Annotated in this window: 27 protein-coding genes; 14 read left to right on the forward strand and 13 right to left on the reverse strand. The window is 60.9% G+C overall.

Going from position 1 to position 22,545, the window contains the following annotated elements; genetic code table 11:
- Positions 1-6 precede the first annotated feature (6 nt).
- The 6 genes from ACR0E6_RS18300 to ACR0E6_RS18325 all read right to left on the reverse strand — a co-directional run bounded on the left by ACR0E6_RS18300 (position 7) and on the right by ACR0E6_RS18325 (position 7,245).
- A complete protein-coding gene (locus ACR0E6_RS18300) occupies positions 7-1,104 on the reverse strand; it encodes a flagellar basal body P-ring protein FlgI (RefSeq protein WP_170634505.1) in 1,098 nt (365 codons plus the stop codon).
- Positions 1,101-2,108, reverse strand: a complete 1,008-nt coding sequence (locus ACR0E6_RS18305; protein WP_170455844.1) for a flagellin — start codon at positions 2,106-2,108, stop codon at positions 1,101-1,103. The genes ACR0E6_RS18300 and ACR0E6_RS18305 overlap by 4 nt, the downstream gene beginning before the upstream one ends.
- A gap of 2 nt (positions 2,109-2,110) precedes the next feature.
- On the reverse strand, positions 2,111-3,562 hold the full coding sequence (gene flgK, locus ACR0E6_RS18310) for a flagellar hook-associated protein FlgK (RefSeq protein WP_480585923.1): 1,452 nt from the start codon (positions 3,560-3,562) through the stop codon (positions 2,111-2,113).
- A gap of 33 nt (positions 3,563-3,595) precedes the next feature.
- A complete protein-coding gene (locus ACR0E6_RS18315) occupies positions 3,596-4,891 on the reverse strand; it encodes a flagellar hook protein FlgE (RefSeq protein ID WP_480585926.1) in 1,296 nt (431 codons plus the stop codon).
- 90 nt (positions 4,892-4,981) lie between these two features.
- On the reverse strand, positions 4,982-5,821 hold the full coding sequence (locus ACR0E6_RS18320; protein ID WP_480585929.1) for a flagellar motor protein MotB: 840 nt from the start codon (positions 5,819-5,821) through the stop codon (positions 4,982-4,984).
- A gap of 86 nt (positions 5,822-5,907) precedes the next feature.
- Positions 5,908-7,245 (reverse strand): FliI/YscN family ATPase, encoded by a 1,338-nt coding sequence (locus tag ACR0E6_RS18325; RefSeq protein ID WP_480585932.1) that lies wholly within the window; start codon positions 7,243-7,245, stop codon positions 5,908-5,910.
- A gap of 87 nt (positions 7,246-7,332) precedes the next feature.
- On the opposite strand from ACR0E6_RS18325, the gene ACR0E6_RS18330 reads away from it, so the two are divergent.
- From ACR0E6_RS18330 to ACR0E6_RS18370, 9 genes are read left to right on the forward strand one after another with little or no spacing between them, the layout of a single operon-like run.
- Positions 7,333-7,719: a FlgB family protein gene (locus ACR0E6_RS18330; protein ID WP_480585934.1), complete on the forward strand. Its 387-nt coding sequence runs from the start codon at positions 7,333-7,335 to the stop codon at positions 7,717-7,719.
- A gap of 6 nt (positions 7,720-7,725) precedes the next feature.
- Positions 7,726-8,112 carry a flagellar basal body rod protein FlgC gene (flgC, locus tag ACR0E6_RS18335; RefSeq protein ID WP_170624761.1) on the forward strand — a complete coding sequence of 129 codons (387 nt, stop codon included), beginning with the start codon at positions 7,726-7,728 and terminating at the stop codon, positions 8,110-8,112.
- A gap of 12 nt (positions 8,113-8,124) precedes the next feature.
- On the forward strand, positions 8,125-8,415 hold the full coding sequence (gene fliE, locus ACR0E6_RS18340) for a flagellar hook-basal body complex protein FliE (protein ID WP_480585938.1): 291 nt from the start codon (positions 8,125-8,127) through the stop codon (positions 8,413-8,415).
- A gap of 3 nt (positions 8,416-8,418) precedes the next feature.
- Entirely contained in the window at positions 8,419-8,691 is a 273-nt protein-coding gene (locus ACR0E6_RS18345; RefSeq protein ID WP_170455828.1) for a flagellar biosynthetic protein FliQ, read from the forward strand.
- Positions 8,691-9,401 carry a flagellar hook-basal body complex protein gene (locus ACR0E6_RS18350; RefSeq protein WP_480585941.1) on the forward strand — a complete coding sequence of 237 codons (711 nt, stop codon included), beginning with the start codon at positions 8,691-8,693 and terminating at the stop codon, positions 9,399-9,401. The genes ACR0E6_RS18345 and ACR0E6_RS18350 overlap by 1 nt, the downstream gene beginning before the upstream one ends.
- Positions 9,402-9,422: 21 nt before the next feature.
- Entirely contained in the window at positions 9,423-10,208 is a 786-nt protein-coding gene (flgG, locus tag ACR0E6_RS18355; protein WP_170455824.1) for a flagellar basal-body rod protein FlgG, read from the forward strand.
- Positions 10,208-10,624, forward strand: coding sequence for a flagellar basal body P-ring formation chaperone FlgA (gene flgA, locus ACR0E6_RS18360; protein WP_480585944.1), 417 nt, complete (start codon positions 10,208-10,210; stop codon positions 10,622-10,624). The genes flgG and flgA overlap by 1 nt, the downstream gene beginning before the upstream one ends.
- Positions 10,624-11,355: a flagellar basal body L-ring protein FlgH gene (flgH, locus tag ACR0E6_RS18365; protein WP_170455820.1), complete on the forward strand. Its 732-nt coding sequence runs from the start codon at positions 10,624-10,626 to the stop codon at positions 11,353-11,355. Before flgA ends, flgH begins: the two co-directional genes overlap by 1 nt.
- Before the next feature lie 9 nt (positions 11,356-11,364).
- The gene (locus ACR0E6_RS18370) at positions 11,365-11,871 is read left to right on the forward strand and encodes a flagellar basal body-associated protein FliL (RefSeq protein ID WP_480585948.1); all 507 of its coding nucleotides are present in this window, start codon (positions 11,365-11,367) and stop codon (positions 11,869-11,871) included.
- 39 nt (positions 11,872-11,910) lie between these two features.
- Here ACR0E6_RS18370 and ACR0E6_RS18375 read toward each other — a convergent pair whose 3' ends face one another.
- From ACR0E6_RS18375 to ACR0E6_RS18405, 7 genes are all read right to left on the reverse strand, one after another.
- Positions 11,911-12,300: a hypothetical protein gene (locus ACR0E6_RS18375; protein ID WP_480585951.1), complete on the reverse strand. Its 390-nt coding sequence runs from the start codon at positions 12,298-12,300 to the stop codon at positions 11,911-11,913.
- Entirely contained in the window at positions 12,297-13,385 is a 1,089-nt protein-coding gene (flhB, locus tag ACR0E6_RS18380) for a flagellar type III secretion system protein FlhB (RefSeq protein ID WP_480585954.1), read from the reverse strand. The genes ACR0E6_RS18375 and flhB overlap by 4 nt, the downstream gene beginning before the upstream one ends.
- On the reverse strand, positions 13,382-14,155 hold the full coding sequence (locus ACR0E6_RS18385; protein ID WP_480585957.1) for a flagellar biosynthetic protein FliR: 774 nt from the start codon (positions 14,153-14,155) through the stop codon (positions 13,382-13,384). Before ACR0E6_RS18385 ends, flhB begins: the two co-directional genes overlap by 4 nt.
- On the reverse strand, positions 14,152-16,239 hold the full coding sequence (gene flhA, locus ACR0E6_RS18390; RefSeq protein WP_480585961.1) for a flagellar biosynthesis protein FlhA: 2,088 nt from the start codon (positions 16,237-16,239) through the stop codon (positions 14,152-14,154). The genes ACR0E6_RS18385 and flhA overlap by 4 nt, the downstream gene beginning before the upstream one ends.
- Before the next feature lie 9 nt (positions 16,240-16,248).
- Positions 16,249-16,947 carry a transglycosylase SLT domain-containing protein gene (locus ACR0E6_RS18395; RefSeq protein ID WP_480585964.1) on the reverse strand — a complete coding sequence of 233 codons (699 nt, stop codon included), beginning with the start codon at positions 16,945-16,947 and terminating at the stop codon, positions 16,249-16,251.
- A gap of 73 nt (positions 16,948-17,020) precedes the next feature.
- Positions 17,021-17,449, reverse strand: coding sequence for an Lrp/AsnC family transcriptional regulator (locus ACR0E6_RS18400; RefSeq protein WP_170455808.1), 429 nt, complete (start codon positions 17,447-17,449; stop codon positions 17,021-17,023).
- Positions 17,450-17,500: 51 nt separating this feature from the next.
- Positions 17,501-18,721, reverse strand: coding sequence for an MFS transporter (locus ACR0E6_RS18405; RefSeq protein WP_480585967.1), 1,221 nt, complete (start codon positions 18,719-18,721; stop codon positions 17,501-17,503).
- 180 nt (positions 18,722-18,901) lie between these two features.
- On the opposite strand from ACR0E6_RS18405, the gene ACR0E6_RS18410 reads away from it, so the two are divergent.
- Genes ACR0E6_RS18410 through lptB form a run of 5 tightly spaced genes read left to right on the forward strand, consistent with a single transcriptional unit; the run spans position 18,902 to position 22,341 of the window.
- The gene (locus tag ACR0E6_RS18410) at positions 18,902-19,516 is read left to right on the forward strand and encodes a ribonuclease D (RefSeq protein ID WP_170455804.1); all 615 of its coding nucleotides are present in this window, start codon (positions 18,902-18,904) and stop codon (positions 19,514-19,516) included.
- Positions 19,513-20,475 (forward strand): KpsF/GutQ family sugar-phosphate isomerase, encoded by a 963-nt coding sequence (locus ACR0E6_RS18415; RefSeq protein WP_480585970.1) that lies wholly within the window; start codon positions 19,513-19,515, stop codon positions 20,473-20,475. Before ACR0E6_RS18410 ends, ACR0E6_RS18415 begins: the two co-directional genes overlap by 4 nt.
- A gap of 31 nt (positions 20,476-20,506) precedes the next feature.
- The gene (locus ACR0E6_RS18420) at positions 20,507-21,088 is read left to right on the forward strand and encodes an LPS export ABC transporter periplasmic protein LptC (protein WP_480585973.1); all 582 of its coding nucleotides are present in this window, start codon (positions 20,507-20,509) and stop codon (positions 21,086-21,088) included.
- A 3-nt stretch (positions 21,089-21,091) separates the two neighbouring features.
- Positions 21,092-21,583 carry an LptA/OstA family protein gene (locus ACR0E6_RS18425; RefSeq protein ID WP_170455798.1) on the forward strand — a complete coding sequence of 164 codons (492 nt, stop codon included), beginning with the start codon at positions 21,092-21,094 and terminating at the stop codon, positions 21,581-21,583.
- Entirely contained in the window at positions 21,583-22,341 is a 759-nt protein-coding gene (gene lptB / locus ACR0E6_RS18430; RefSeq protein WP_480585977.1) for an LPS export ABC transporter ATP-binding protein, read from the forward strand. Before ACR0E6_RS18425 ends, lptB begins: the two co-directional genes overlap by 1 nt.
- Positions 22,342-22,545: the final 204 nt, after the last annotated feature.

Raw genomic sequence — 22,545 nt, forward strand, 5'->3', positions numbered from 1 at the left:
GCCACCTCAGCGTACTATGAATTCGGCATGAAGCGCCCCGGCGGCCTTGATCGTTTTCAGAATGTCGATCATGTCGCGGGGCGAGACGCCAAGGGCGTTCAGCCCGGCCACGACCTCGGACAATGTGGTGGCTTCGGGTATCTCGGCCAGACCGGTGCCCTCTTCTTCTTCGATGCCAGCAACGGTACGCGGGACCACGACAGTTTCACCTCGGGCGAAGGGGTTGGGTTGCACGGCAATCGGTGCCTCTTCGACCGTCAGGGTCAGGTTACCCTGCGACACCGCCACGCGCGAAATGCGAACCTCCTGCCCCATGACAATCGTGCCGGACCGTTGATCGACAACAACCCGCGCCTTGGTTTCCGGTTCGACAAGGATGTTTTCGATCCGACCAAGGGCATGCGCGGTTGAGACAGATTGCGTCGCCGCAATGTTCAACTCGACCGTCCCCGAGTCGCGCATGATTGCCACGGCGCGATTGAATTCCGTGTTGATGGCGGCCTCGATCCGTCCGGCGGTGGTGAAATCCGGCTCACGCAGGGCAAGGCGCATCTGGGTCAGGGTTGAAAGGTCGAAGTCAATCTCACGCTCGACCCGTGCGCCCGATGGGATCACGCCGGAGGTTGGAACCCCTTGCACGACAGATGCCGCATCGCCTTCCGCCACGGCGCCGCCTGCCAGAACCGTGCCCTGCGCTACGGCGTAAATCTGACCATCCGCCGCGTTCAGAGGGGTCATGATCAGGGTGCCGCCCAAAAGACTGTTGGAATCGCCAATCGCAGAAACGGTGACGTCAATCTGCCCCCCGACGCGGGCAAAGGGCGGTAGGCTGGCGGTCACCAGCACGGCGGCCACATTCTTGGGCCGAAAATCCTCACCCGTGACATTCACGCCCAGCCGTTCAAGGATGTTCGACATGATCTCTTCGGTGAAGGGCGAGTTGCGCAGACCGTCCCCGGTGCCATTCAGACCAACAACCAGACCGTAGCCAACCAGATCGTTGCCGCGCACACCGTCGAAATCCACCAGGTCCTTCAGGCGGATTGCCCCGGCAGAGGCGAAACCGGGCAGAAGCAGTATCAGAAGGAAAACAAGAACTCTCATCTCAGGAAGTTTACCAGCGACAGGTTGGCGTTGCGCACAGTGACCGAATAGAGGCTTTCCAGTTGGAACTGCACGGTTTGCAACTGCGCTGCCGTTTCATACGGGTCTGCCTCGATCAACGCGTTGCGGCTGTATTCCAGACTGACGCGCGCCGAGGCGTTGCGCGTGGCCGCCTGCTCCACCCGTGCCTCGGCCGCGCCCACTTCGGCCCGGAGTTTCACCGTTTCGTCCTTGGCGTTGGCCAGATCGACACCCAGCTGCGTGAACATGCTGGTGCGCAGGGTCGGCGACCAGGCCAGCGCATCCTCGGACGCCAGTGCGGCCAGGGCCGTATCCCGCAGCGCGGCCTTGAACGTTGGGTCGGTGGCGGTGATCGGGAGGGTGATCCGCTCATTCTCGGCAATCTGCATGGGGGCGAGGGGGGTGTCCGATCCTTGGTAGATCACGGCATCGAACCCTGCGGGGTCGTTGAACCAATCCTCGGCTGCGGTGCGGATATCGGTCATGGTGGTGAGGCCTGAAAGCTCGGTTTCCAGTGCGGCCAGCAAGGTTTCGGCGGATGCCAAAGGTGAGATGTCGGTTGCATTTCCGGCATACAGGCTGCGCCCGGCAACCCGTGTGTTCAAGGCCGACATCATCGTGTCCAGCTCATTCCGGGCCTGAACCGAGGCCTGTTCGTGCGTGACCGTCTGATTGGCCGTACCAAAGGCCAACAGCGTGGCGGATACCTCGGCCAAGGACGTATCAAACGTGTCCAGGCTTTGCTGCATCACATCGGTGAACAGCCCGGCCTCGGTCGTGGCGATCTTGAAGGCGTCCAGCCGGGCAAGGCTGCGGTCCAGATCCAGAAGATGGGAATAATCGCCCCCCAGATGCCCCGAGATATCCTGCACCTTGCCGGTCGACATCTCGTGGGACAGGGTTTCGATCTGGGTTTTGATCTCGGTGGCGCGGCTGCGCAGGGTCATGCCGCGCGCCAGATCGCCTATAGCGGTCAAGTTCATTGTCATAACCTCAGCAGTGTTTCCATAAGCTCATCAACGACGGTGATGACCCGAGCATTTGCGGAATAGATCTGTTCGATCTGCATCAGGCGTTGCAGTTCCTGATCGGTATCAACACCTTGTTCAGCCTCGATCTGCGCCATCTGTTGCTGCGCGCCATTGGCGAAAGCGCGGCGCTGATCGGCGCGATGGGCGTTTGCGCCAGCTTCGGACAGCAGTGCTTGGGTCACTTCGGCGGCGCGCATATTGCCGGTTCCGAACAACGCGCCGGGAACAGGCCGGGCGTCATTCAGCACGGTGCCAAAGGCCTGCAATTGCGATGAATCGCCCGGGCTTCCCGGTGTTGCCGCCCCCAGACCCGCGCGCAGCCTCCAACTGTCGCCGCCTGCATCCGGGTCCACGATTGCGTTCAATGATATGCGAGAGGCCAGCCCTGTCACCATTGTTGCATCGAACCGGTTTCCATCGTCAGTGAACAGGCCCGGATCGGTTGCGGCTACGGTTGGGTCCAGCCCCGGCGTTTCGTACCGTTCGATCAGGTCGCGCGCGACGGTGTCCAGCTGTAGCTGCGCCTCAACGGCCAGATCATCCCGAATGGCAAACTGTGCCGCCAAGGCCCCGCCCCGTATCTGCGCCGCGTCACCGCCGGTGCGCACCGGGTTGCCGTTCATTTCCAGCCCCGAGAGCAGCCCGTTTGCCGCTGTCATATGCGGTTTTGTCTCACCCGTGGTGGTAAAGGCGAACTCTGCCGCCTTGCCTTCCAGCAGGATCAGCCCGCCATCGGAATAGAGCGAGACCTGATCATTGTCGCGCGGGATCACGTTCACCGGGATCAGATCGTTGACCTGATCAATCAGCACCTGTCGCTGGTCCAGCAACGCGCCAATGTCGCCACCCGAATAGCGAATGGCGGGGATCTTGGCGTTCAGCTCTTCGATGTCCTGCAGCGTCTGGTTCAGGCTGTCGATCTGAGCGCCAATCCTGCGATCCGCATCCGATCGCGCCTGACGCACCCCTTCCGAGACCCTATTGAGCTCGCGCGCCAGATCATCCCCGGCACGGGCGGCCTGATCCAGACGCTGCGCGGAGTCCGGCAGGCTAGCCGCCGTTATCAGGCTGCTGTCAAAGGCAGACAAACGGGCGGCCAGCGATGTTGCCTCATCCGGTGTTCCCACAAGGCGTTCGAACTGAGTATGGAACGCCGCAAGCGCCGTTTGCTGCGACAGATCGGCGTCCGTGGCGCGTCGGTTAGCGGTCAGAACGGGGTTCTCGTGACGGATCACACCGGCGGCGCGCACGCCATGGCCCGAGATCGGACTGGTGGTCAGTTCCAGAGACCGGCGTGCATAGCCGGGCGTCAGCGCATTGGCGATATTGCCGGACACAACGGCAGCCCCTCGACTGGCTGCGGTCAGCCCGCCCAAGGCATTGTTCAAAGCTGTCGACATATTCATGAGGCCATACCTTTCCCGTCACCGAAACCCGGATTACCGTTTGATATTCGTGGTTTCCTGCAACATCTCATCCACCGTCTGGATCACGGTCGCGCCCGAGGAATAGGCGCGCTGCGTCTGGATCAGCGATGTCAGTTCGGTTGCGACGTCGGTGGTGGATTCCTCGCGCGCGAAGGAAATCAGGTTGCCGGTCGGGCCTTCGCCCGCGTTCCAAAGGAAGAACGTGCCGCTGTCGCGCGATGGGGCATAGGTTTGGCTGTCCAGCGCGGTCAGGCCATTGGGATTTGGAACGTCCGCCAGCGGGATCTGGAACATCCGGCGGCTGACACCCGTATCGTAGAACGCAAAGACATAACCGTTCTCATCCACCTCGACACTGGTCATCGTGCCCACGGCCGAGCCATCGCGTGTGATCGAAACAGGCGCGAAGGTATCAGACAGCTGCGTAATACCATCAGCGTCGCCGATCTGGCCGATATTCACCTCCATCGGGCCACCTGCGACATTGACCACGACGCTGCCCGTAGTCGGATCATAGGCCCCGCCCGAAACGGTCGTCACGCTGGCGAGGGTTCCCCCGGCGGTGCGGCTGTCGGTGAAGGTCAGCGTGTACTCTCCGATCACCGCGCCACCCGAGGCCGAATCGCGCAGGACCATCGTCCATTCATTGCTGGACCCGGTGGCCGGTACCGTCGGCACCAGCTCAATATCGACACTTTCGGATTTGCCCAGATTGTCGAAATATTCGACCGACAAGGGCTGCACGTCACCGGGCGCGCCCGCATCGGTCGCTGTTGCAGGCAGGTTCATGCGTAGGTTCATCTGCGTTGTGGGTGCGCCGGACAGCTGATTGACGCTCAGCTGCACGGGCTCCAGCGCGGCGGGGGTGTCGCGCGGCACGGCTGGAATCGACCCATCGGGATTCGCGCGCCAGCCCAGCAGCACCAGGCCGCTTTCGGTCACAAGATATCCTTCGTCATTGGTGCGGAACGACCCGGTTGTGGTCAGCAGCATCTCGTTCGATCCGCCCGCGATCTGCGAACTTGGGTGCACAGGGATCATTCCCCGCCCCCGTACCGCCAGATCGGTCGAATTGTTGGTCGTCACCAGCGAGCCGCGCTGATCGATCAGCCGTTGGCTGGTGGTCCTGACGCCACCGGCGGAATAGCTGCCGCCCTGACCGGACGTAACCATCGAATGAAAATCCGTCTCGACCCGTTTGTAGCCGAAGGTCGAAGAGTTCGCGATATTGTCGGATATGGTGGCCAGCCTGTTGGCATTGGCCCTCAGCGCCGCCACACCGGCATTCAGCGAAGAGGAAATTGTCATCGGCACGCCCTTCTGTTGCGTCAATCGTTGATGCAACAGCTAACGCACTGCCCCTTAACAGCGCGCTAACAGGTAAAATGCGCCCTACCTTTAGGGGGCGCGCAGAAAGATCACCTCGATCCGGTTGTTGCGCGGGGCCATCGGGTTGTCGCTGTGCAGCTTGCGATCGGCATGTCCCGTGACCCGATCAAGTCGCTGTGCCACAACGCCTTTGTCCTGCAGCATCTGACGCACCGCCTGCGCGCGCGAGGTCGACAGATCCCAGGCAGGATTACGCGCCAGCACGACGGGCGAAGCGCCGACATGACCCTCCACGGCAACGGAATTCGTAACCAGATCCGAGGCGCGTGCGATGAGCAAACTCAAAGCCCGCAGGATCGGCGTCGGTGTATCCGAGCCCGATTCGAACAGCGGCTGATCCTCGGTATCGAACAACTCGACAATCAGGCCTTCGTCGGTGACGCGGGTGACAATGTGCTTGAGCAGCTTGTCCGACACCGCGCTTTCTCCGGTACGCCCCAGCAACTGCGCCTCGAGCGTCGAGAAATCCTGCTGCGCCCCTTTGCCGCCGCCATCCGCGTCCAGGCCGGTTGTCCCGCGCGCCTTGTGCGCTTCGGTCGGAAAGCGGTTGGTCGCACCCTTGCCGTCCGAGACCAGAGTGTTTTCCGAAAACATGCTGTCGCCGCCAAAGGCCCCGTCACCGCCGCCGGAATCGGGGCTGATCGGGATCGTCGGCGAGAAGTAATCCGCCAGCCCCTTGCGTTGCGTTTCGGTCGTTGCGTTCAGCAGCCACATCAACATGAAGAAGGCCATCATGGCCGTGACAAAGTCCGCATACGCGACCTTCCACGCGCCACCGTGATGGCCATCGCCACCTGACACACGCTTCTTCTTGATGATGATTGGCGCCGCATTGGTCTGCGCACCCATCTCCACCACCTTTTTATCACCCAAGCTCAGGGGTAGCAGCGCAGGTCTTAAGGTGGGCTTAACACTTAAAACTGTTCAGAGTTCACTTACCGCGGCAGTCCAGCAGACGCGCGGCGCAGGATCAGGGACAGGCGGTTGAAGCTGTTTTCAATCCCGTCCGGATCGGTTTTGCCAAAGAAACCATCCAGATCGTCATGCACCCGGACCGCCTGATCCAGCAGGGGATCAGAGCCTTCTGTATAAAGCCCGGCTTTGATCATCACCTCGGATTGCTCATAGCTGCCGACCAGTTTCCGGGCCTCGGCGATCATCTGATTCTCGGCCTCGGTCGCCGCCGCCGGCAGACTGCGCGAGACCGACCGGCTGAGATCAATCGCGGGAAAGCGGCCGCGTTCGGCGATCTCGCGGCTCAGCACGATATGGCCGTCCAGCACGCCGCGCAGGATGTCGGCAATGGGTTCGTCCATATCCGATCCGGCGACCAGAACGCTGAACACCGCAGTAATGTCGCCCTGTTCATGCGTGCCCGGTCCGGCGCGTTCGCACAGCTTTGAAATCAGCGGCGTGACCGATGGTGGGAAGCCGCGCAGCGAGGGGGCCTCACCCATCGCAACGGCAATTTCCCGATGCGCCTCGGCAAAGCGGGTGACGGAATCGGCCAGAAACAGGACGTTCAGACCCTGATCGCGCATGTATTCGGCCACGGCCATGGCCGACCAAGCGCAACGCCGTCGCGCCAAGGCGGATTGGTCCGAAGTGGCCGCCACAACGACGGCGCGTTTCATGGCCTCGGACCCTAGGGCATGGGTGACAAACTCATTCACTTCGCGCCCGCGCTCACCCACCAGTGCCACGACGACCACGTCAGCCTGCATCGACCGCGCCAGCGTGGCCAGCAGGGTGGATTTCCCGACGCCAGAGCCTGCGAACAGCCCAACCCGCTGCCCACGCACAATCGGCAGCATGGTGTTGAGCGCCGCCAGACCGGTCGCCATCCGCGCCCCCAGCGGCTTGCGATTTACGGCCGGGGGCGGGGCTTGCACGATGTCCCTCTCCTGCGTTCCGCCCAGCAGCGGTTTGCCATCCAGCGGGGCACCAAACGGGTCGATCACCCGCCCCAGCCAATGCATCCCCGGCGCAAATCCGGGTGAGGGGTTCAGAATCACTCGGTCCCCAAGGCTGACCCCATCCGGCGCGCCGCCGGGCATCATGTGAATATGATCGGCGCCCACATGCAGCACCTCACCCGTCAGATCGGGGCCCGAGCGGCGTTTCAGCGTCAGCAGATCCCCGATTCGCGCCTGCTGGGTCAAACCGTTGATTTCTATGACGCCTTGCGCGACGCCGGACGCCAGCCCGACATGTCGGGTCGCGGCCATCCGGTCGAATTCGCATTTCAGAAGCATCGGGTCGAGATCTGACATCGTGGGTTCTCCAACTGAGTTCTGAAAACTGTTTCTAAAGGAATCGGGGTTAAGCCTTGATTGAAATTGATCGAGGGAGAAGCCCCGATGTTCTATGACCTGAACGTCTTTAAGACAGCGTACGCAATGGCAACCCATGCCGGGCAACGGCAGGCCGTCATCGCGCGCAACATGGCCAACGCAGATACGCCGGGCTATCAGCCGCGCGATATCGAAGCCTTTCAAACAGCATTCGAAAACACCGGGCCCGGGGCCGAAATGACGGCCACTCGGCAGGGCCATCTGAACGGCGGCATGTCCGGGCAAAACTGGGCCGAATACACTGCCGAGCCGAAAGGTGATCCCAACGGCAACGGTGTGTCGCTGGAAGAGGAAATGCTGAAAGCAGTTGACGTCAAACGGCAACATGACCGGGCGCTGACGATCTACAAATCCTCGATGGGCATTCTGCGCACCAGTCTGGGTCGGGGTTAATCGGAGATGAGCGATTTTTCCCACTCTCTCACCGCATCGGCCAGTGCCCTGCGGGCGCAGGCGGCCCGGCTGCGTCATGTGTCCGAGAATATCTCGAACGCGGATACTCCCGGCTACCGGCGCAAAACGGTCCCGTTCGAGACGGTGCAGAAGGATGGCAAGGCAATGGTGCAGGCCGGGCGCGTGCAACTGGATCGCCGCGATTTGCAGCGCGTTCACGACCCCAGCCATCCGATGGCGGATGAAAGCGGTCATTATCTGGGCTCGAATGTCGATCTGATGATCGAGATCGCCGACGCGCGCGAGGCGCAGCGCAGTTACGAGGCCAATCTCAAGATGTTCGACCAGACGCGCAAAATGTCGTCGTCGCTGATGGAATTACTCCGGAAATAAAGGAACGCCAGAATGGATATCCGATCACTTACCGCCGCACGGAACTATGCTGGCGCGCGCCCCGCAACGCAGGCCGACCCGGATTATGCCGGCATGGCGCAGGGAATGCGCGCGACGTTTCAGGACTTTGCGGCAACGCTGAAACACAGCGAGCAGATGTCTCAGGCTGCGATGACCGGACAGGCCGATCCGCATGCCTTGGTGCAGGCTCTGGCGCAGACCGAACTGGCCGTCGAAACCGCCGTTATCGTGCGCAACAAGGTGGTCGAAGCCTATCAGGAAATCCTGCGGATGCCGGTCTGAACGATGCTGAGCGAAGGTCTGTTCTACGACATCGTGCGTCAGGCGCTGTGGGTCGCGGTGATCACCTCGGTCCCGATTCTGGCCGTGGCGCTGGTGTCCGGTCTGATCGTCGGCCTGTTCCAGGCACTGACCTCGGTGCAGGAGATGACGCTGACCTTCGTTCCCAAACTGATCGCCATTGTCGTCGTGTTCTGGATTTCCATGGGCTTCATGACCCAGACGCTTGTCACGTTTTTCACGGGAACTCTGGTTCCGCTGATCGCAGGAGGTCGCTGATGGATACCGCCTATGTCACCCTGTCCCGTCAATCCGGGCTGATGAACGAAATGCGGCTGGTGGCGAACAACATCGCCAATGCCAACACCACCGGCTACCGCGCACAAGGGTTGGTGTTCTCGGAATTCGTGCGCGACATGCCGGGCAATCCGTCCCTGTCGATGAGCCGGGCCGAGGCGCGCAATACGTCCCTGCATCAGGGCGTTCTGACCGAGACTGGCGGGCAGTTCGATTTCGCCATCGAAGGCGAGGGGTTCTTCATGGTCGAAACCCCCGAGGGCAATCGTCTGACGCGGGCGGGCAGTTTTACGCCAAACGCGCAGGGTGATCTGGTGGCGATGGACGGCGCGCGTGTTCTGGACAGCAACGGCTCACCCGTTTTCATCCCGCCCGATGCGGCCTCGATCGACGTCGGTGCTGATGGCACGCTGAGTGTCGAGGGGCAGCTTCTGGGCCAGATCGGTGTCTATCAGGTGGACGACCCCGAGACTCTGGTCCGCGAAGGCAACACGCGGTTCCGTGCCGATGGTGGGATCGACGCCGTCGATGAACCCGTGGTCGTGCATCGGTTCCTCGAGGGCTCGAACGTCAATGCAATCCAGCAGGTCGCGCGTCTGGTCGAAATCCAGCGCGCCTATGAGCTGGGACAAAGCTTTCTGGAAACCGAGGATGAGCGCCTGCGCGGGGCCCTCGACGCGCTGATGCGCTGATCTGAACAAGGAGATTTTGAAATGCGTGCTTTGAAAATCGCAGCCACTGGCATGACCGCACAGCAGATGCGGGTTGAGACGATCTCGAACAACCTCGCGAACATGAACACCACCGGTTACAACGCCCGCCGTGCGGAGTTTGCCGATCTGCACTACCAACAGATGGCCCGCGCGGGCGCGGTCAACGCATCGGACGGAACTGTATTGCCGACCGGTATCCAACTGGGCCTTGGCGTCCGACCTGCCGCCGTCACGGTGCAACTGGCACAGGGTGCGCTGTCGGCCACGGGCAGTGATCTGGACGTGGCCATCGAAGGCCGTGGTTATCTGGAGGTGGCGCTGCCCAACGGTCAGTCCGCCTATACGCGGGATGGCAGCCTGAAACGCTCGGCTGAGGGTCTGATCGTGACCTCGGACGGGTTCGCCGTCGCGCCTGAAATCACGATCCCGGATGACGCCCGATCAATCTCGATCAACGCCTCGGGCGAGGTTTATGCCTATTTTGACGACACGCCCGAAGGGCAATTGCTGGGTGAATTCTCACTGGCCAGTTTCTCGAATGCCAAGGGGCTTGAGGCCATTGGCAGCAATCTGTTCCGCGAAACCGAAGCCTCGGGCGCGCCGATCCTGGGCCTGCCCGGTGAGGACGGGTTGGGTACGCTGCGACAAGGCTATCTGGAAGACAGCTCGGTCGATGCCGTGCGCGAAGTGACCGAGTTGATCGAGGCGCAGCGTGGCTATGAGATGAATGCCAAGGTTATCACCGCCGTCGATCAGATGATGGGCGCGACAACGCAGGTGCGGTGATGCGGTTGGTGATTCTGATCTGCCTGATGGGCGCACCCCTGGCTGCATTGGCGGATATCGTGGTCCCGACCCGCACGATCCGCGCGAAAGAGGTGATCTCGGCTGCGGACCTTGAACTGAAAGCGACGGATTTGCCCGGCGCCATCAGTGATCCGGGCGCGTTGATCGGGCTAGAGGCGCGGATCGCCCTTTACCCCGGTCGCCCCGTACGCGCGGTGGATGTCGGCCCGCCTGCCATCGTGGATCGCAATGATCTGGTTGTTCTGGTTTTCAACCGCCAACCCCTGTCGATCTCTACCGAAGGCCGGGCGCTGGGGCGTGGCGCGGTGGGTGAGCGTATCCGCGTCATGAACCTGTCCTCCCGCACAACGGTCACCGGCCTGATCCGGCCCGACGGACAAATCGAGGTAAAATAATGACTGGACTGTCAAAACCCCTTCTGCTGACAATCTTTGCGCTTTCCGCCTGCGGTCGGCTGGACCATCTGGGCAAACCGCCAAGCTTCACCCCGAATGAGGAGTCGCCGGAACAGGTGGCGATGCTTTGGCCGGGTCTGCCCCTGCACACGCAGACGCAGCGGGTGGTCGACAGATCCTCGCTTTGGAGCGGCGGGCAGCAATCCCTGCTGGGCGATCAGCGGGCGATCAAGAAAGGCGATATTCTGACCGTTGTGATCGAACTGGACGAAGAGGCCGAGTTTTCCAACAACACCAGCCGGTCCCGCTCCGGTTCGGAAAGCCTTGAGATCCCCAATCTGTTCGGGCTGCCGCAACGGGCCGAAGAACACTTGCCCGAAGGGGCGACCCTGGACGATGCAGTCGGGATCGAGTCGGATTCCTCAAGCTCGGGCCGGGGGTCGGTGCGGCGTAATGAAAAGCTGACTTTGCGGGTTGCGGCCACGGTGCTGGACGTGTTGCCAAACGGGGTTCTTTCGATCTCGGGTTCACAAGAACTGCGCGTGAACTTCGAACTGCGAGAGCTTTTGGTTGCCGGCTACGTCCGCCCGCAGGATATCTCGCGCAAGAATGAGATCACATATGACAAGATCGCCTCGGCGCGCGTGTCTTACGGTGGGCGCGGGCAAATCACCGATGTCCAGCAGCCGCGCCTTGGCCAGCAGATCCTTGACTCGATTCTTCCGTATTGAGGTGCGCACATGATGAAGTTGTTGCTGCCTGTCGTTTTCCTGTTGGTAGGTCTGGGTGCCGGTATTGGTGCTGCGAAATTCCTGACCCCTGAAAAACCGCCATCAGTTGCGTCTGACGCGAAGGACGAAAAGAAGACAGAGGCCAAAGAACAAAAGGCCGACAAGAAATCCGACAAAGGGGACAAGGCGGGTGGCTTTGAGTATCTGAAACTGACCAAGCAATTTGTCGTGCCGGTGGTGAAGGATGATCAGATCTCGGCCATGGTGACGATGTCGCTAAGCCTTGAGGCGAACCCTGCTATCACCGAAACCTTCTATGCCATCGAGCCGAAGCTGAGGGACGGGTTTTTGCAGGTGCTGTTCGATCACGCCAATACTGGTGGTTTTGACGGCATCTTTACGGAATCGGACACCCTGACCGTCCTGCGTAAAGCGCTGCTGGAGGTGGCGCAAAAGGACCTTGGCGCGGATGTATCCCAAGTTCTGATCATGAGCGTCAACCGGCAGGATACCTGAACCCAAGAACCTCCGGCCCGATCCGATTGGGCCCCGGGGCTACTGTTGATTTGACAGTTTCCTGGCCTGAGCCACCCGATGTTCTTGTTGATACTGGTCGGAGATCGAACGCATTGCCTGTTGACGTCCGAACGCCGCCCGAAGTTGTTCGATCGCGGCTAGTTTCTGCGCCCGCAGACGGGCGAGGTCGGTGTTCAACTGGCGACGGGTTGCGGATTCCCACCCGTTCCACAGAATATCCGTCCCGGTGACCTGATACCCTTCGGCCGAGGCACTGTCGCGCCGCACCTCTGCAACCTGTGAGTTCAGCGACGCAAGCTGCTGCTGCACGCGGGCTTCGGCCTCGATCACCGGGCGCAGGGTCTGATAGTTTTTCTGAAACACGGCATCAGTGGCGCGTTGCAGGTCGGACAGTTTTTTCCGGTTCATCTGATCTGACCTTTTGCACGTTTGCGCATCGCCTCGGCAAATCGAATTGCGGCGGCGACCGGGCGGTAGTGTTCCTCGGCGATTTCCTGACCGATCTCGACGGTCGCGTGCAGCGCGCGGGCAGTTGGCGGATCCGAGTGGATCGGGACCCCGGCCTCGCTGGCGGCGGATCGGATGGCCGCCGCCACCTCATCCACGCCTTTGGCAACGCAGACAGGGGCTGCGCCTGCGGCGCGGGACCATTTCAGCGCGACCGCGAAATGGGTAGGGTTGACGATCACCACATCCGCCTTGGGCACATCGGACATCATCTGGTTGGTTGCAATGTCCTGCGCGCGCTGGCGGCGCTGTTGTTTGACATGCGGATCGCCCTCGGCATCTTTGGTCTCATCCTGGATTTCCTTGCGCGACATGCGGTTCTTGCGCATGTGCTCGGCATATTGCCAAAGGTAATCGATCACACCGATGGCCAGCGCAATGACGATCACGATGAACAGGAAGCGAAACAGCAGGTTCATCATCAACAGGATCGACGATTTTGCAGGTGCTGCGCTGGCCGAGATGATCTCGGTCAGATTGGCCTTCAGGAACAAGGCCAGGCAGGTGCCATAGATCAGCAGCTTGGCAAAACTCTTGGCAAATTCGAACAGGCCGCCGCGTCCGAATTTGTTTTTTGCATTCGACACAAGCGAGATGCGCGAGAGCTTGGGTTTCAGCTTGGTAGGTGCAAAGATCAGCGCGCGCTGGGCAATCAGGCTGAGCAAGACCGCCGCGGCGGGTAGTGCAAAAAGCATCGAGACCGGCACCAGTGAGCCCAGAAGCAACCCGGCAACCGGCGCGGAGGCAGGCCCGGTCGCGACCAGTTGAGACAACGCATCAGACTGGTCAACCAGCACAACAAACAGCGTGCCCAGATGTTGGGCTGCGTACTGCCCCGCCGCCAGCAGCGCGATGACCAGACCGGTATATCCCGCGACAACGGACAGATCGCTGGACTTAGCCACCTCTCCCTTTTCGCGCGCTTTTTGCAGCTTTTGCGGGGTGGGTTCAAAGGATTTGTCGCTGTCGTCGTCGGGTCCGCTCATGGCCTTCCCCCGGTCGGGTTGAGAAGGAAGGCGTTCAGGGCGTCTGACCACACCGACAGGATCAGCGGTGCCCCGGCAAACAGCAGGAACAGCCCGGCAAAGGTGATGGCAGGGGCGCTGACAAAGGCCACCATCAGCTGCGGCATGGCACGGTTGATCACGCCAAGGGCCAGATTGTAGATCAGCGAGGCGATCACAAACGGGGTGGCCAGCGCAAAAGCCAGGCTGAAGCTGTGCGCGATCTGTTGCACCCCCCAGTGGGACAGATCCGATGGTGCCGGAAGCATCCCCATCGGGAACATCGCGTAGCTGTGGATCAGAAATTGCGCGGCCCGGATGTGCAGTCCCATGATCACGGCCAGCGTCAGACCGGCCAGCATCAGAAAGTACCCCATCGCCGGCATCGGATCGATTACGGCCCCGCCCAGAAGCTGCGACAGCGAGGTCGATTGTGCTGCAATGGACCCAGCGGTTTGCAGGGCCAGCACAAACAATCGCAACCCAATGCCGAGGGCCATCCCGATCAGCACCTCTGTCCCCACCAGCCGGACCATCTGCGGGAAACCGGCGGCCAGCTCAGGTGCGTCAATTGCGGGCGCGATGATCAGGGTAAAGGCCATCGAAAGACCCAGTTTGACGCGCACCGGGATGCTGCGTTCGCCGAACGCGGGCAGCAGCGAGACAAAGGCCGAAACCCGCAGAAACACCGCAAACAGATGCCACAGGCTGACGCCGATCTGGTTCAGCAATTCCGGGGGTAGGGCGATCACGCCGGAACCGTTCCGACCAGAGACGGCCGAGCCTCAAGCCCGATTTCCTCGAACGACAGGACCGGGTTGGCCACGCCCCGCGCCTGCATGATCGTGCGCAGCAACCGGCGGCGGCGGGTCGAGGTGACGATGGCCGGGAACAGCCCGCTATCTGCCGATTTCGCCACGCTGGTCACGACGCCATCTGCCAGTTTGTTGAACAGGTTGGGCGGCAGCGCGACATCCAGCCCGGCATTGGGGGCGTCGATCTGGTAGGTGGCGAACGTATCCTCCCATTCCGGGGCAAGTTGGATCAGCGGGATCGATCCGTCCTCTCGTTTCATCTCGGCGACCAGTTGGAAGCCAAGCCTTTGGCGGACGATCTCGCAAATCCCTTCGGGCTGGGTGGTGGTCATCCGCGCCTCGGCCACGCTTTCCAGGATCAGGGCCATGTTTCTGATCGAGACGCGTTCGTCCAGCAGCAGGCGCAGGACGGCGTGCAGCGTGTCGATAGGAACTTTGTCGGGGATCAATTCGTCCAGCAGCTTGCGGTTGGCCTCGGCCCGGACCGGATCGCTAAGGCGGGTCATCTCGGACAGCAGACGGCGCAGGGATTTCAGCGTCAGCAGGCGCGGGAAGTTCTGTTTTATGATCTCCAGCAGATGGGTCGCCAGAATCTCAGGCGGTGAGACGATGGTGGCCCCGCTCAGCGCTGCATCCTCCTGATCTTTGGGCAGAATCCAGCGGGCAGGCGCGCCGTAGACAGGCTCGGTCACGTCGTTGCCGTCGGGCAGCAGGTCAAAGCCGTCCTGCACCAGCGCCAGAACCAGATCGGGGTTCAGGACCCCGCGCGCCTGTTCTACCCCCTGAACCTTGATCACATATGTGCCGGTTGGCAGGTCGGCGGGGTCGGTCAGGCGAATCTCGGGCAGGATCAGACCAAAGGTCGAGGCGACATAGGTCCGCATATTGGCAATCCGCGCATCCAGCCCGGTGCCCTGGTTCAACACCATGCTGACCAGATCGGGCGCAAACTCCAGATGTACGTCGTCCAGATCCAGGATGTCTCCGATGGCCTGAGACACGGGTGCATCCACCTCGGACGATGGGGTTTCGGGTTCCAGCGCGGCGGCTTTTTGGGTGCGGTGGACGTGATAGGCGGCATAGCCCAGAACGCCGGCCCCCAGAATGAAAGGCAAAAACGGCAGGCCCGGCACCAGAGCAAACAGGACCATCAGAACGGCCACGGTTGCCAGCGCGGCGGGGTGTTTACCCAGTTGCGAGAAGATGGCGTTGTCGGTTGCCCCTTGCGTGCCGCCCCGCGCCAATAGCAACGCCGAGGCAATCGAAATGATCACGGCTGGAATCTGCGAAACCAGACCATCTCCGACAGTCAGGATGGCATAGGTCTCAAACGCCGAGGCGACCGGCATGCCGTGCACGATCACGCCCATCACCAGACCCATAACAAGGTTCAAAAGCGTGATCAGCAACCCGGCAATCGCGTCACCCTTGACGAATTTGGACGCGCCATCCAGCGAGCCGAAAAAGGTGGTTTCCTGCTGTTCCCGCTCGCGCCGTTCCTTGGCCTGCTGGTGGTCGATGGCCCCGGCGGACATGTCGCTGTCGATGGCCAGCTGCTTGCCGGGCATCCCGTCCAGCGCAAAGCGCGCGCCGACCTCGGCCATGCGGGCAGCGCCTTTGGTGATGACCATGAAGTTCACGATCAGCAGCACGCCGAACACCACCAGCCCCAGAAAGATACTGCCGCCCATGACAAAATTGGCGAACCCTTCGATCACATCCCCGGCGGCATTGGGGCCGGTATGGCCCTGACCGATGATCAGCTTGGTCGAGGATACGTTCAGCGACAGGCGCAACATCAGCGACGCAAGCAGGATCGTCGGGAAGGACGAGAAATCCAGCGGACGCTCGATAAACAGGGTCAGGGTAAAGATCAGAATGGCCAGCGCAAAAGACGCGGCCAGCCCCACATCCAGCACCCAGGCGGGCATCGGCAAGATCATCATCACGATGATGGTCATCAGTGCCAGCGCCAGCAATACGGTGGGCGAGAACAGGGATCGGACGTCGATCTTGGGCACGAAACGCTCCTAATTGAAGGCGATAAAGGCGGTGGCGGACCCGCCGGTAGGCACCAGAGAGCCCAGCGACCCCCGAGGGGTCTGGGTCGGTTGCAGCGGGATCAGCGGGGCGGCGGAACCGGTGAACGGGTCACGCGACACAAAGGCTGTTTGTGTTTCAGGCGCGGTGCCAAGTTGCGCCAGGACGGTCTGGAACCGGCCCTGATAGGCGTTTGCCAGCTCGGGCGTGCGGGAATGATAGGCCCCGGCGGCGGCGGACCATGAGCCGAGCTCGGCGTGCAAATCCTTCAGGAACCGGGCCGCATAGGTGGCGTTTTCATCCGGGTCGAACATTGCGTCGATAGATCGGAACGCCTTGCCGTGCCAGCGATAGTTGATCTGGAAACATCCGACATCAAAGCTGCGCTTGCCCGCTTTGAAAATGTCGAACACGTAAGATTTGGCCTCGATTTCCGAGTTGAACCAGAACCCGTGCCCTTCGACATTGATGGTCCACGGCCAGGGAATGAAATGCCCGCCCTGCGTGCGCCCGGTTTCAACGCGCGTTATGGCGCGCAATACATCCAGCGGCACATCTTCGGACTGCGCGGCACGGCGGGCGGCCTGATCGCAGACATCGCCGGTGCGCGCGTCCGACATGGCAAACGCCGCCTGTGCCAACCACACCTGCATCAGGGAAACAAAAAACGCGACTATACGAAAGGGCATTCTGCCGGTCCGGGATTCTGATCTGTCCCGGTCACGCTAGCCGCGCATTGGTTTACAGCGCGTTATCGCCTGTTCATTTTCGGTCGATCCGCCGACCGAACACGACGCTGGTATTGGTGCGCAGCACGCCGGGGATTTTGGCCAGATCATCGACCAGAATATCCAGATCCTCGATCCTTGGGGCCTCGGCGGAAAGCAGCAGGTCGAACTCGCCATTGATCGACAGGCAGCGTTTGACCTCGGGGTAGGTTTCCAGCCGTTTGATGATGCGGGTGGTTTCCTTCTGCTGCACTTCGAGCAGCACAACAACCTGCACACGAGGCGCATCCTCGGGCGCGTTCAGAATGACCGAATAGCCTGCGATCACGCCGCGGTCTTCCATGCGTTTGATCCGCTCGTGCACAGTTGTGCGCGCCACGCCCAGTTTGGCGGCGATATTTGTGGTCGATTCACGCGCGTTGTGTTGCAGGGCGGCGATGATATGGCGATCAAGCTGATCCATAGGGTCTCCGGCAGGCGGTCGCTCAGGTTTAAAGCAAATCGATGGCGACGCTCAAGGTTTATGCGTCGCTGGCGCGGTGCCGGACCGGGGCCAGATCATCAGTGCAGTCGTCAGGCCCAGCACGGCAGCGCAAGTCATGCCCGTCAATGCGGTGGTCGCGCCGTACCGGGTCATCAACCAGCCCGCCATTGGGTACAGTACCAGCCAGCACGCGTGCGACAGGGTGAATTGTGCGGCAAAGAGGGCGGGTCGATCCTCGGGGCCGGCAGACCGGGTCAATAAGCGGCCCGAGGGGGTCAGGGTCATCGAATATCCAAAGCCCGCGATGGCCCAAAGCGTGGTCAGGGCAGGCAAAGACAAAAGGTCTGACATCGAAACAAAGGCTGCCGCTGCCATGGTCGATGTTGCGATGGTCGAGCCGCTTAGCATGACGCGGCGATCCGGAAACCGGTCCAACAGCGGGGGCAAGGCAAACGCGGCCAGCATGGACCCGCCGCCAAAGCCAGCCAGCGCAATGGCCACTGCGCTTTCGGACAGTCCCAGATCGGACCGAACCAGCACCACGGTGTTCACAATAACCATCGAACTGAGCGCGGCGGCGCACCAGCTGAGCGCCAGTAGGCCGCGCAAGCGTGTCGTGGACAGGTACAGACGAATGCCCCGCGTGGTTCGGTCGTAGATGCCGGTGCGCCCGGACGGTTTGGGCGAAGGCAATATGACTGACACCACCAGAAGGGCCGAGGCGACAAACCCAAGGCCGGTGCCCAGAAACAGGGTGTCAAAGCTGACGAACAGCAGCATAAGGGCCGCCAGCATCGGGCTGAGCAGGCTTTCCAGATCGTAAGCCAGCCGCGACAGCGACAAAGCGCGGGTATAGTCCCGCTCATCCGTCAGAACATCCGGGATCGTGGCCTGAAACGTGGGTGTGAACCCGGCAGAGGCCGATTGCAGGACGAAAATCAGAACATAGACCTGCCAGATCTCGGAGACGAAGGGCAGGCAGAGGGCAACGGCGGCGCGGACCAGGTCCAGAACCACCAGCATCTTGCGTCGGTCGATCTGTTCGGCAATGGCGGCGGCCAGCGGGGCCACGACAACATAGGCCACCATCTTGATGGTCAGGGCAGTACCCAAAACCAGCCCGGCGGCGTCTCCGGCCAGATCATAAGCCAGCAACCCCAAGGCAATCGTTGCCAGCCCGGTTCCCGTCAGCGCAACAACTTGCGCCGCCAGAAGGTGGCGATAGGTGCGGTTTTGCAGGATACTGAACATGGATCAGAGACGGTTCGTGGTGACCTTGGAACACAGCCACTTTGTTTGGTTTGCCATAAGGGCAGACTATCCAGCAATTCAGGCGGATAACAAGACGTGCAGACCCAGGAAAACGGACGGCGTTGAGTTTGTGGGCCAAACCGCCTATCTCGGGGTCGAGACCGCACAAAGGACATTTTCGTGGCGAACCACCTGTATAAGAACGACCTGCCGGACGGGCTGGATCTGGGGCCTATTGTGGCCATTGATTGTGAAACCATGGGGCTGAACCCGCATCGGGATCGCCTATGCGTGATTCAGATGTCCGGCGGGGATGGAAACAGCCATATCGTTCAGGTCGAAAAAGGCCAGACCGAGGCCCCGAACCTGTGCGCCATGTTGGAAAATCCGGATGTGCTGAAGCTGTTTCATTTCGGGCGTTTCGACATTGCCGCGATGTATCATGCGTTCGGCGCTTTGGCCGCGCCGGTCTATTGCACCAAGATCGCCAGCCGCCTTGTGCGCACTTATACCGACCGGCATGGGCTGAAAAACCTGTGTCAGGAGTTGATCGGCGTCGATATCTCGAAGCAACAGCAGATGAGCGACTGGGGGGCGGAAACGCTGACCGACGCTCAGCTGGAATATGCTGCATCCGATGTTCTGTATCTGCACCAGTTGCGCGAGGCGCTGGATGGGCGACTTGCCCGCGAAGGCCGCACCGAGATGGCGCAGGCCTGTTTTGATTTTCTGCCGATGCGTGCGAAGCTTGACCTCGCTGGCTGGCCCGAAACGGATATTTTTGCACACTCATGACTGACACTGAATCTTTTCTGAAAACCGCCCGTCAGGTTGTCACCGATGAAGCCCGCGCGCTGGACGTGCTGGCCGACAGTTTTGATGAACATTTCGCTGAAGCCGTACAGATGATCCTGCAGGCCACGGGCCGTCTGATCGTCAGCGGGATCGGGAAATCCGGCCATATCGGGCACAAGATCGCGGCAACTCTGGCCAGCACTGGCACGCCCGCCCATTTCGTCCATCCCGCCGAGGCGAGCCATGGCGATCTGGGCATGGTCTCGAAGGGGGATGTGGTTCTGGCGATCTCGAATTCGGGTGAGGCGCCTGAGCTGGCGAACTTGCTTGTTTACACACGTCGGTTCGGCATCCCTCTGATCGGTCTGTCCAGCAAGCCCCAAAGCACGCTGATGAAACAGGCCGATGTGCATCTTCTGATCCCCTCGCTGGGCGAGGCTTGCGGGTTTGGCATGGTACCCTCGATCTCGACCACGCTGACACTGGCGATGGGCGATGCGCTGGCGATTGCGCTGATGAAATATCGCGATTTCAAACCCGAGAACTTCCGTGATTTCCATCCGGGCGGCAAACTGGGTGCGCAGCTCAGCAAGGTACGCGACCTAATGCACACGGATATGCCTGTGGTCTCAGTCGGGACACCGATGGGCGAGGCACTGCTGGTCATGAGCCAGAAAAGCTTTGGTGTCGTCGGTGTCACTGATGACGCGGGCCGCTTGCTGGGCATCGTCACGGATGGTGACTTGCGTCGCAACATGGACGGCTTGCTGGACAAGACCACCGAAGAGGTCATGACCGCAGACCCGATGACCATCGCGCCGGACTCTCTGGCAGAAGAAGCCGTGGCGATCATGAATGACCGCAAGATCACCTCGCTTTTTGTGGCAAATCCGGACGCAGGTGGTCAGGCGCAAGGCCTGTTGCACATCCACGACTGTCTGCGCGTCGGGCTTGGGTAAGGGATAGGCTGAGGTGGACCGCTATTCCCGCATGGTGCAGTTCCTGAAGGTTCTGCTGCCGCTTGCGGCCATTATCATGCTGTCCACCGTCTTCCTTTTGTCCCGCAGTATCGAAACCACTGTCTCAGGCCCGTTCAGCCAGCAGGATATCGATGCGCGCCTGGCTGATCAGGTTGTAACCCAGCCGGATTATCGCGGTACTACAACCAAGGGCGAGGACGTGCAGATCATCGCCACCAAAGCGACGCAGGGCACCGAAGGCGCGGTTCCAACTGCGACGGAATTCAGCGGTCGTTATGAGTTGTTAAGCGGGCGGGTCATCACGTTGGACTCCAATTCAGGCCTGATCCGACCGGACAAGGGCACGGCCACCTTCGTCGGCGATGTGCTGATCACCACCGCTGACGGGATCGAAGTCACGACCGATCTGCTCAATACTTCACTCGATGAGATCCGGGGCGACAGCCCCGGGCAGGTCAACGGAACCGGCCCCATCGGCGATTTTTCGGCGGGTGGCATGACTTTTGGGACTGAAAAAACGGACGGCCCGGTCCATATTCTTTTTACAGATGGCGTGAAGCTGGTGTATGAGCCTCAAAAAGCAGAAAGATAACCTGTGTTCGATTTTCGTTTTGTCCTTTTGTGTTTTGCTCTGGTAACAGGTGCCGTTTCTGCAACCGCGCAAGAAGCGCAGGTGGCCTTTGGCGCGACGCGCGCGGACCCGTCCCTGCCGGTCGAGGTAACCTCGGAAACGCTGAACGTGAATCAAGAGGATGGCTCGGCCGAGTTCATCGGCAACGTGATTGTCATTCAGGGCGAAATGCGCCTTACGGCTGAACGGGTTCTGGTCATCTACAATGACGAACGCTCGGCGATTGAGCGGATGGAGGCGACCGAGAATGTGGTTCTGGTCAGCCCGCCGGATGCGGCCGAAGGGGATTGGGCCGAATACACGATCGACAGCGGTGTGATCGTGATGCGTGGCAATGTCCTGCTGACCCAAGGGCCCAGCGTGATCAGCGGCGATCAGATGAACGCGAACCTGACCACAGGAACAGCGACGATGACGGGTCGGGTCAAGACGATCCTGCAGCAGGGGAACAACTGATGGCGCGTCCCCACTTGTCTGTGGCCGAGGGCAGTTTGGGCCTGCGGATCGAAAAACTGCGCAAGTCTTACCGGAAAAAGACGGTTATCCGCGACGTCTCGATGACGCTGGACCGGTCCGAGGTTGTGGCGTTGCTGGGTCCGAACGGGTCGGGCAAGACGACGACGTTTTATTCCGTGGCCGGTCTGGTCTTTCCCGAAGCCGGAAAGGTGACGATTGACGGGCAGAATGTGACCACCCTGCCGATGTATCGCCGTGCCCGGATGGGGATCGGCTATCTGCCACAGGAAATGTCGATCTTCCGCGGCATGAGCGTCGAGGACAACATCGCCTCGGTCCTGGACATTACAGTCAAACATGCCCACCGCCGCAAAGAGCGGCTGGAAGAGCTGTTGTCGGATTTCTCGATTGAACATCTGCGCCGCGCACCCGCGCTGGCCCTGTCGGGCGGTGAGCGCCGCCGGGTCGAGATTGCGCGCTGTCTGGCGGCGGATCCGAAATATCTGCTGCTGGATGAACCCTTTGCGGGCGTTGACCCGATCAGCGTGGGGGATATTCGGCATCTGGTCGCGGATCTGAAAAAGCGCGGAATCGGGGTTCTGATCACCGATCACAACGTCCGCGAAACGCTGGAGATTGTGGATCGCGCCTATATCCTGCACGACGGTCAGGTTCTGATGTCCGGCACGCCCGACGAGGTTGTCGAAAACGAAAACGTCCGTCGGGTTTATCTGGGCGAAAACTTCAAAATTTCATAGGGTTGCGCGGTTTTGCGCCGGTTGCATGGCGGAAATCGCGTATATACACATCTGTTTTGATTGACTCTTCCCTCGGCTCTTGTCTCAATTGGGGTATGGCATTTATTCGGTTCCAGGCTGGATCTCGATGTCCCTTCAGTGAAGGGCCGGGTCAGCGGCAACCGATCAGAATGTCGATATCCCCCACCCGATAAAAACAAGCAT

It is taken from the genome of Ruegeria sp. AP12 (genome assembly GCF_056540025.1).

What these genes read in the sequence shown, in the direction of transcription:
- ACR0E6_RS18300 (WP_170634505.1), bottom strand. Translation starts at nt 1,104, where the DNA reads ATGAGAGTTCTTGTTTTCCTTCTGATACTGCTTCTGCCCGGTTTCGCC.
- ACR0E6_RS18305 (WP_170455844.1), bottom strand. Translation starts at nt 2,108, where the DNA reads ATGAACTTGACCGCTATAGGCGATCTGGCGCGCGGCATGACCCTGCGC.
- flgK (WP_480585923.1), bottom strand. Translation starts at nt 3,562, where the DNA reads ATGAATATGTCGACAGCTTTGAACAATGCCTTGGGCGGGCTGACCGCA.
- ACR0E6_RS18315 (WP_480585926.1), bottom strand. Translation starts at nt 4,891, where the DNA reads ATGACAATTTCCTCTTCGCTGAATGCCGGTGTGGCGGCGCTGAGGGCC.
- ACR0E6_RS18320 (WP_480585929.1), bottom strand. Translation starts at nt 5,821, where the DNA reads ATGGGTGCGCAGACCAATGCGGCGCCAATCATCATCAAGAAGAAGCGT.
- ACR0E6_RS18325 (WP_480585932.1), bottom strand. Translation starts at nt 7,245, where the DNA reads ATGTCAGATCTCGACCCGATGCTTCTGAAATGCGAATTCGACCGGATG.
- ACR0E6_RS18330 (WP_480585934.1), top strand. Translation starts at nt 7,333, where the DNA reads ATGTTCTATGACCTGAACGTCTTTAAGACAGCGTACGCAATGGCAACC.
- flgC (WP_170624761.1), top strand. Translation starts at nt 7,726, where the DNA reads ATGAGCGATTTTTCCCACTCTCTCACCGCATCGGCCAGTGCCCTGCGG.
- fliE (WP_480585938.1), top strand. Translation starts at nt 8,125, where the DNA reads ATGGATATCCGATCACTTACCGCCGCACGGAACTATGCTGGCGCGCGC.
- ACR0E6_RS18345 (WP_170455828.1), top strand. Translation starts at nt 8,419, where the DNA reads ATGCTGAGCGAAGGTCTGTTCTACGACATCGTGCGTCAGGCGCTGTGG.
- ACR0E6_RS18350 (WP_480585941.1), top strand. Translation starts at nt 8,691, where the DNA reads ATGGATACCGCCTATGTCACCCTGTCCCGTCAATCCGGGCTGATGAAC.
- flgG (WP_170455824.1), top strand. Translation starts at nt 9,423, where the DNA reads ATGCGTGCTTTGAAAATCGCAGCCACTGGCATGACCGCACAGCAGATG.
- flgA (WP_480585944.1), top strand. Translation starts at nt 10,208, where the DNA reads ATGCGGTTGGTGATTCTGATCTGCCTGATGGGCGCACCCCTGGCTGCA.
- flgH (WP_170455820.1), top strand. Translation starts at nt 10,624, where the DNA reads ATGACTGGACTGTCAAAACCCCTTCTGCTGACAATCTTTGCGCTTTCC.
- ACR0E6_RS18370 (WP_480585948.1), top strand. Translation starts at nt 11,365, where the DNA reads ATGATGAAGTTGTTGCTGCCTGTCGTTTTCCTGTTGGTAGGTCTGGGT.
- ACR0E6_RS18375 (WP_480585951.1), bottom strand. Translation starts at nt 12,300, where the DNA reads ATGAACCGGAAAAAACTGTCCGACCTGCAACGCGCCACTGATGCCGTG.
- flhB (WP_480585954.1), bottom strand. Translation starts at nt 13,385, where the DNA reads ATGAGCGGACCCGACGACGACAGCGACAAATCCTTTGAACCCACCCCG.
- ACR0E6_RS18395 (WP_480585964.1), bottom strand. Translation starts at nt 16,947, where the DNA reads ATGCCCTTTCGTATAGTCGCGTTTTTTGTTTCCCTGATGCAGGTGTGG.
- ACR0E6_RS18400 (WP_170455808.1), bottom strand. Translation starts at nt 17,449, where the DNA reads ATGGATCAGCTTGATCGCCATATCATCGCCGCCCTGCAACACAACGCG.
- ACR0E6_RS18405 (WP_480585967.1), bottom strand. Translation starts at nt 18,721, where the DNA reads ATGTTCAGTATCCTGCAAAACCGCACCTATCGCCACCTTCTGGCGGCG.
- ACR0E6_RS18415 (WP_480585970.1), top strand. Translation starts at nt 19,513, where the DNA reads ATGACTGACACTGAATCTTTTCTGAAAACCGCCCGTCAGGTTGTCACC.
- ACR0E6_RS18420 (WP_480585973.1), top strand. Translation starts at nt 20,507, where the DNA reads ATGGTGCAGTTCCTGAAGGTTCTGCTGCCGCTTGCGGCCATTATCATG.
- lptB (WP_480585977.1), top strand. Translation starts at nt 21,583, where the DNA reads ATGGCGCGTCCCCACTTGTCTGTGGCCGAGGGCAGTTTGGGCCTGCGG.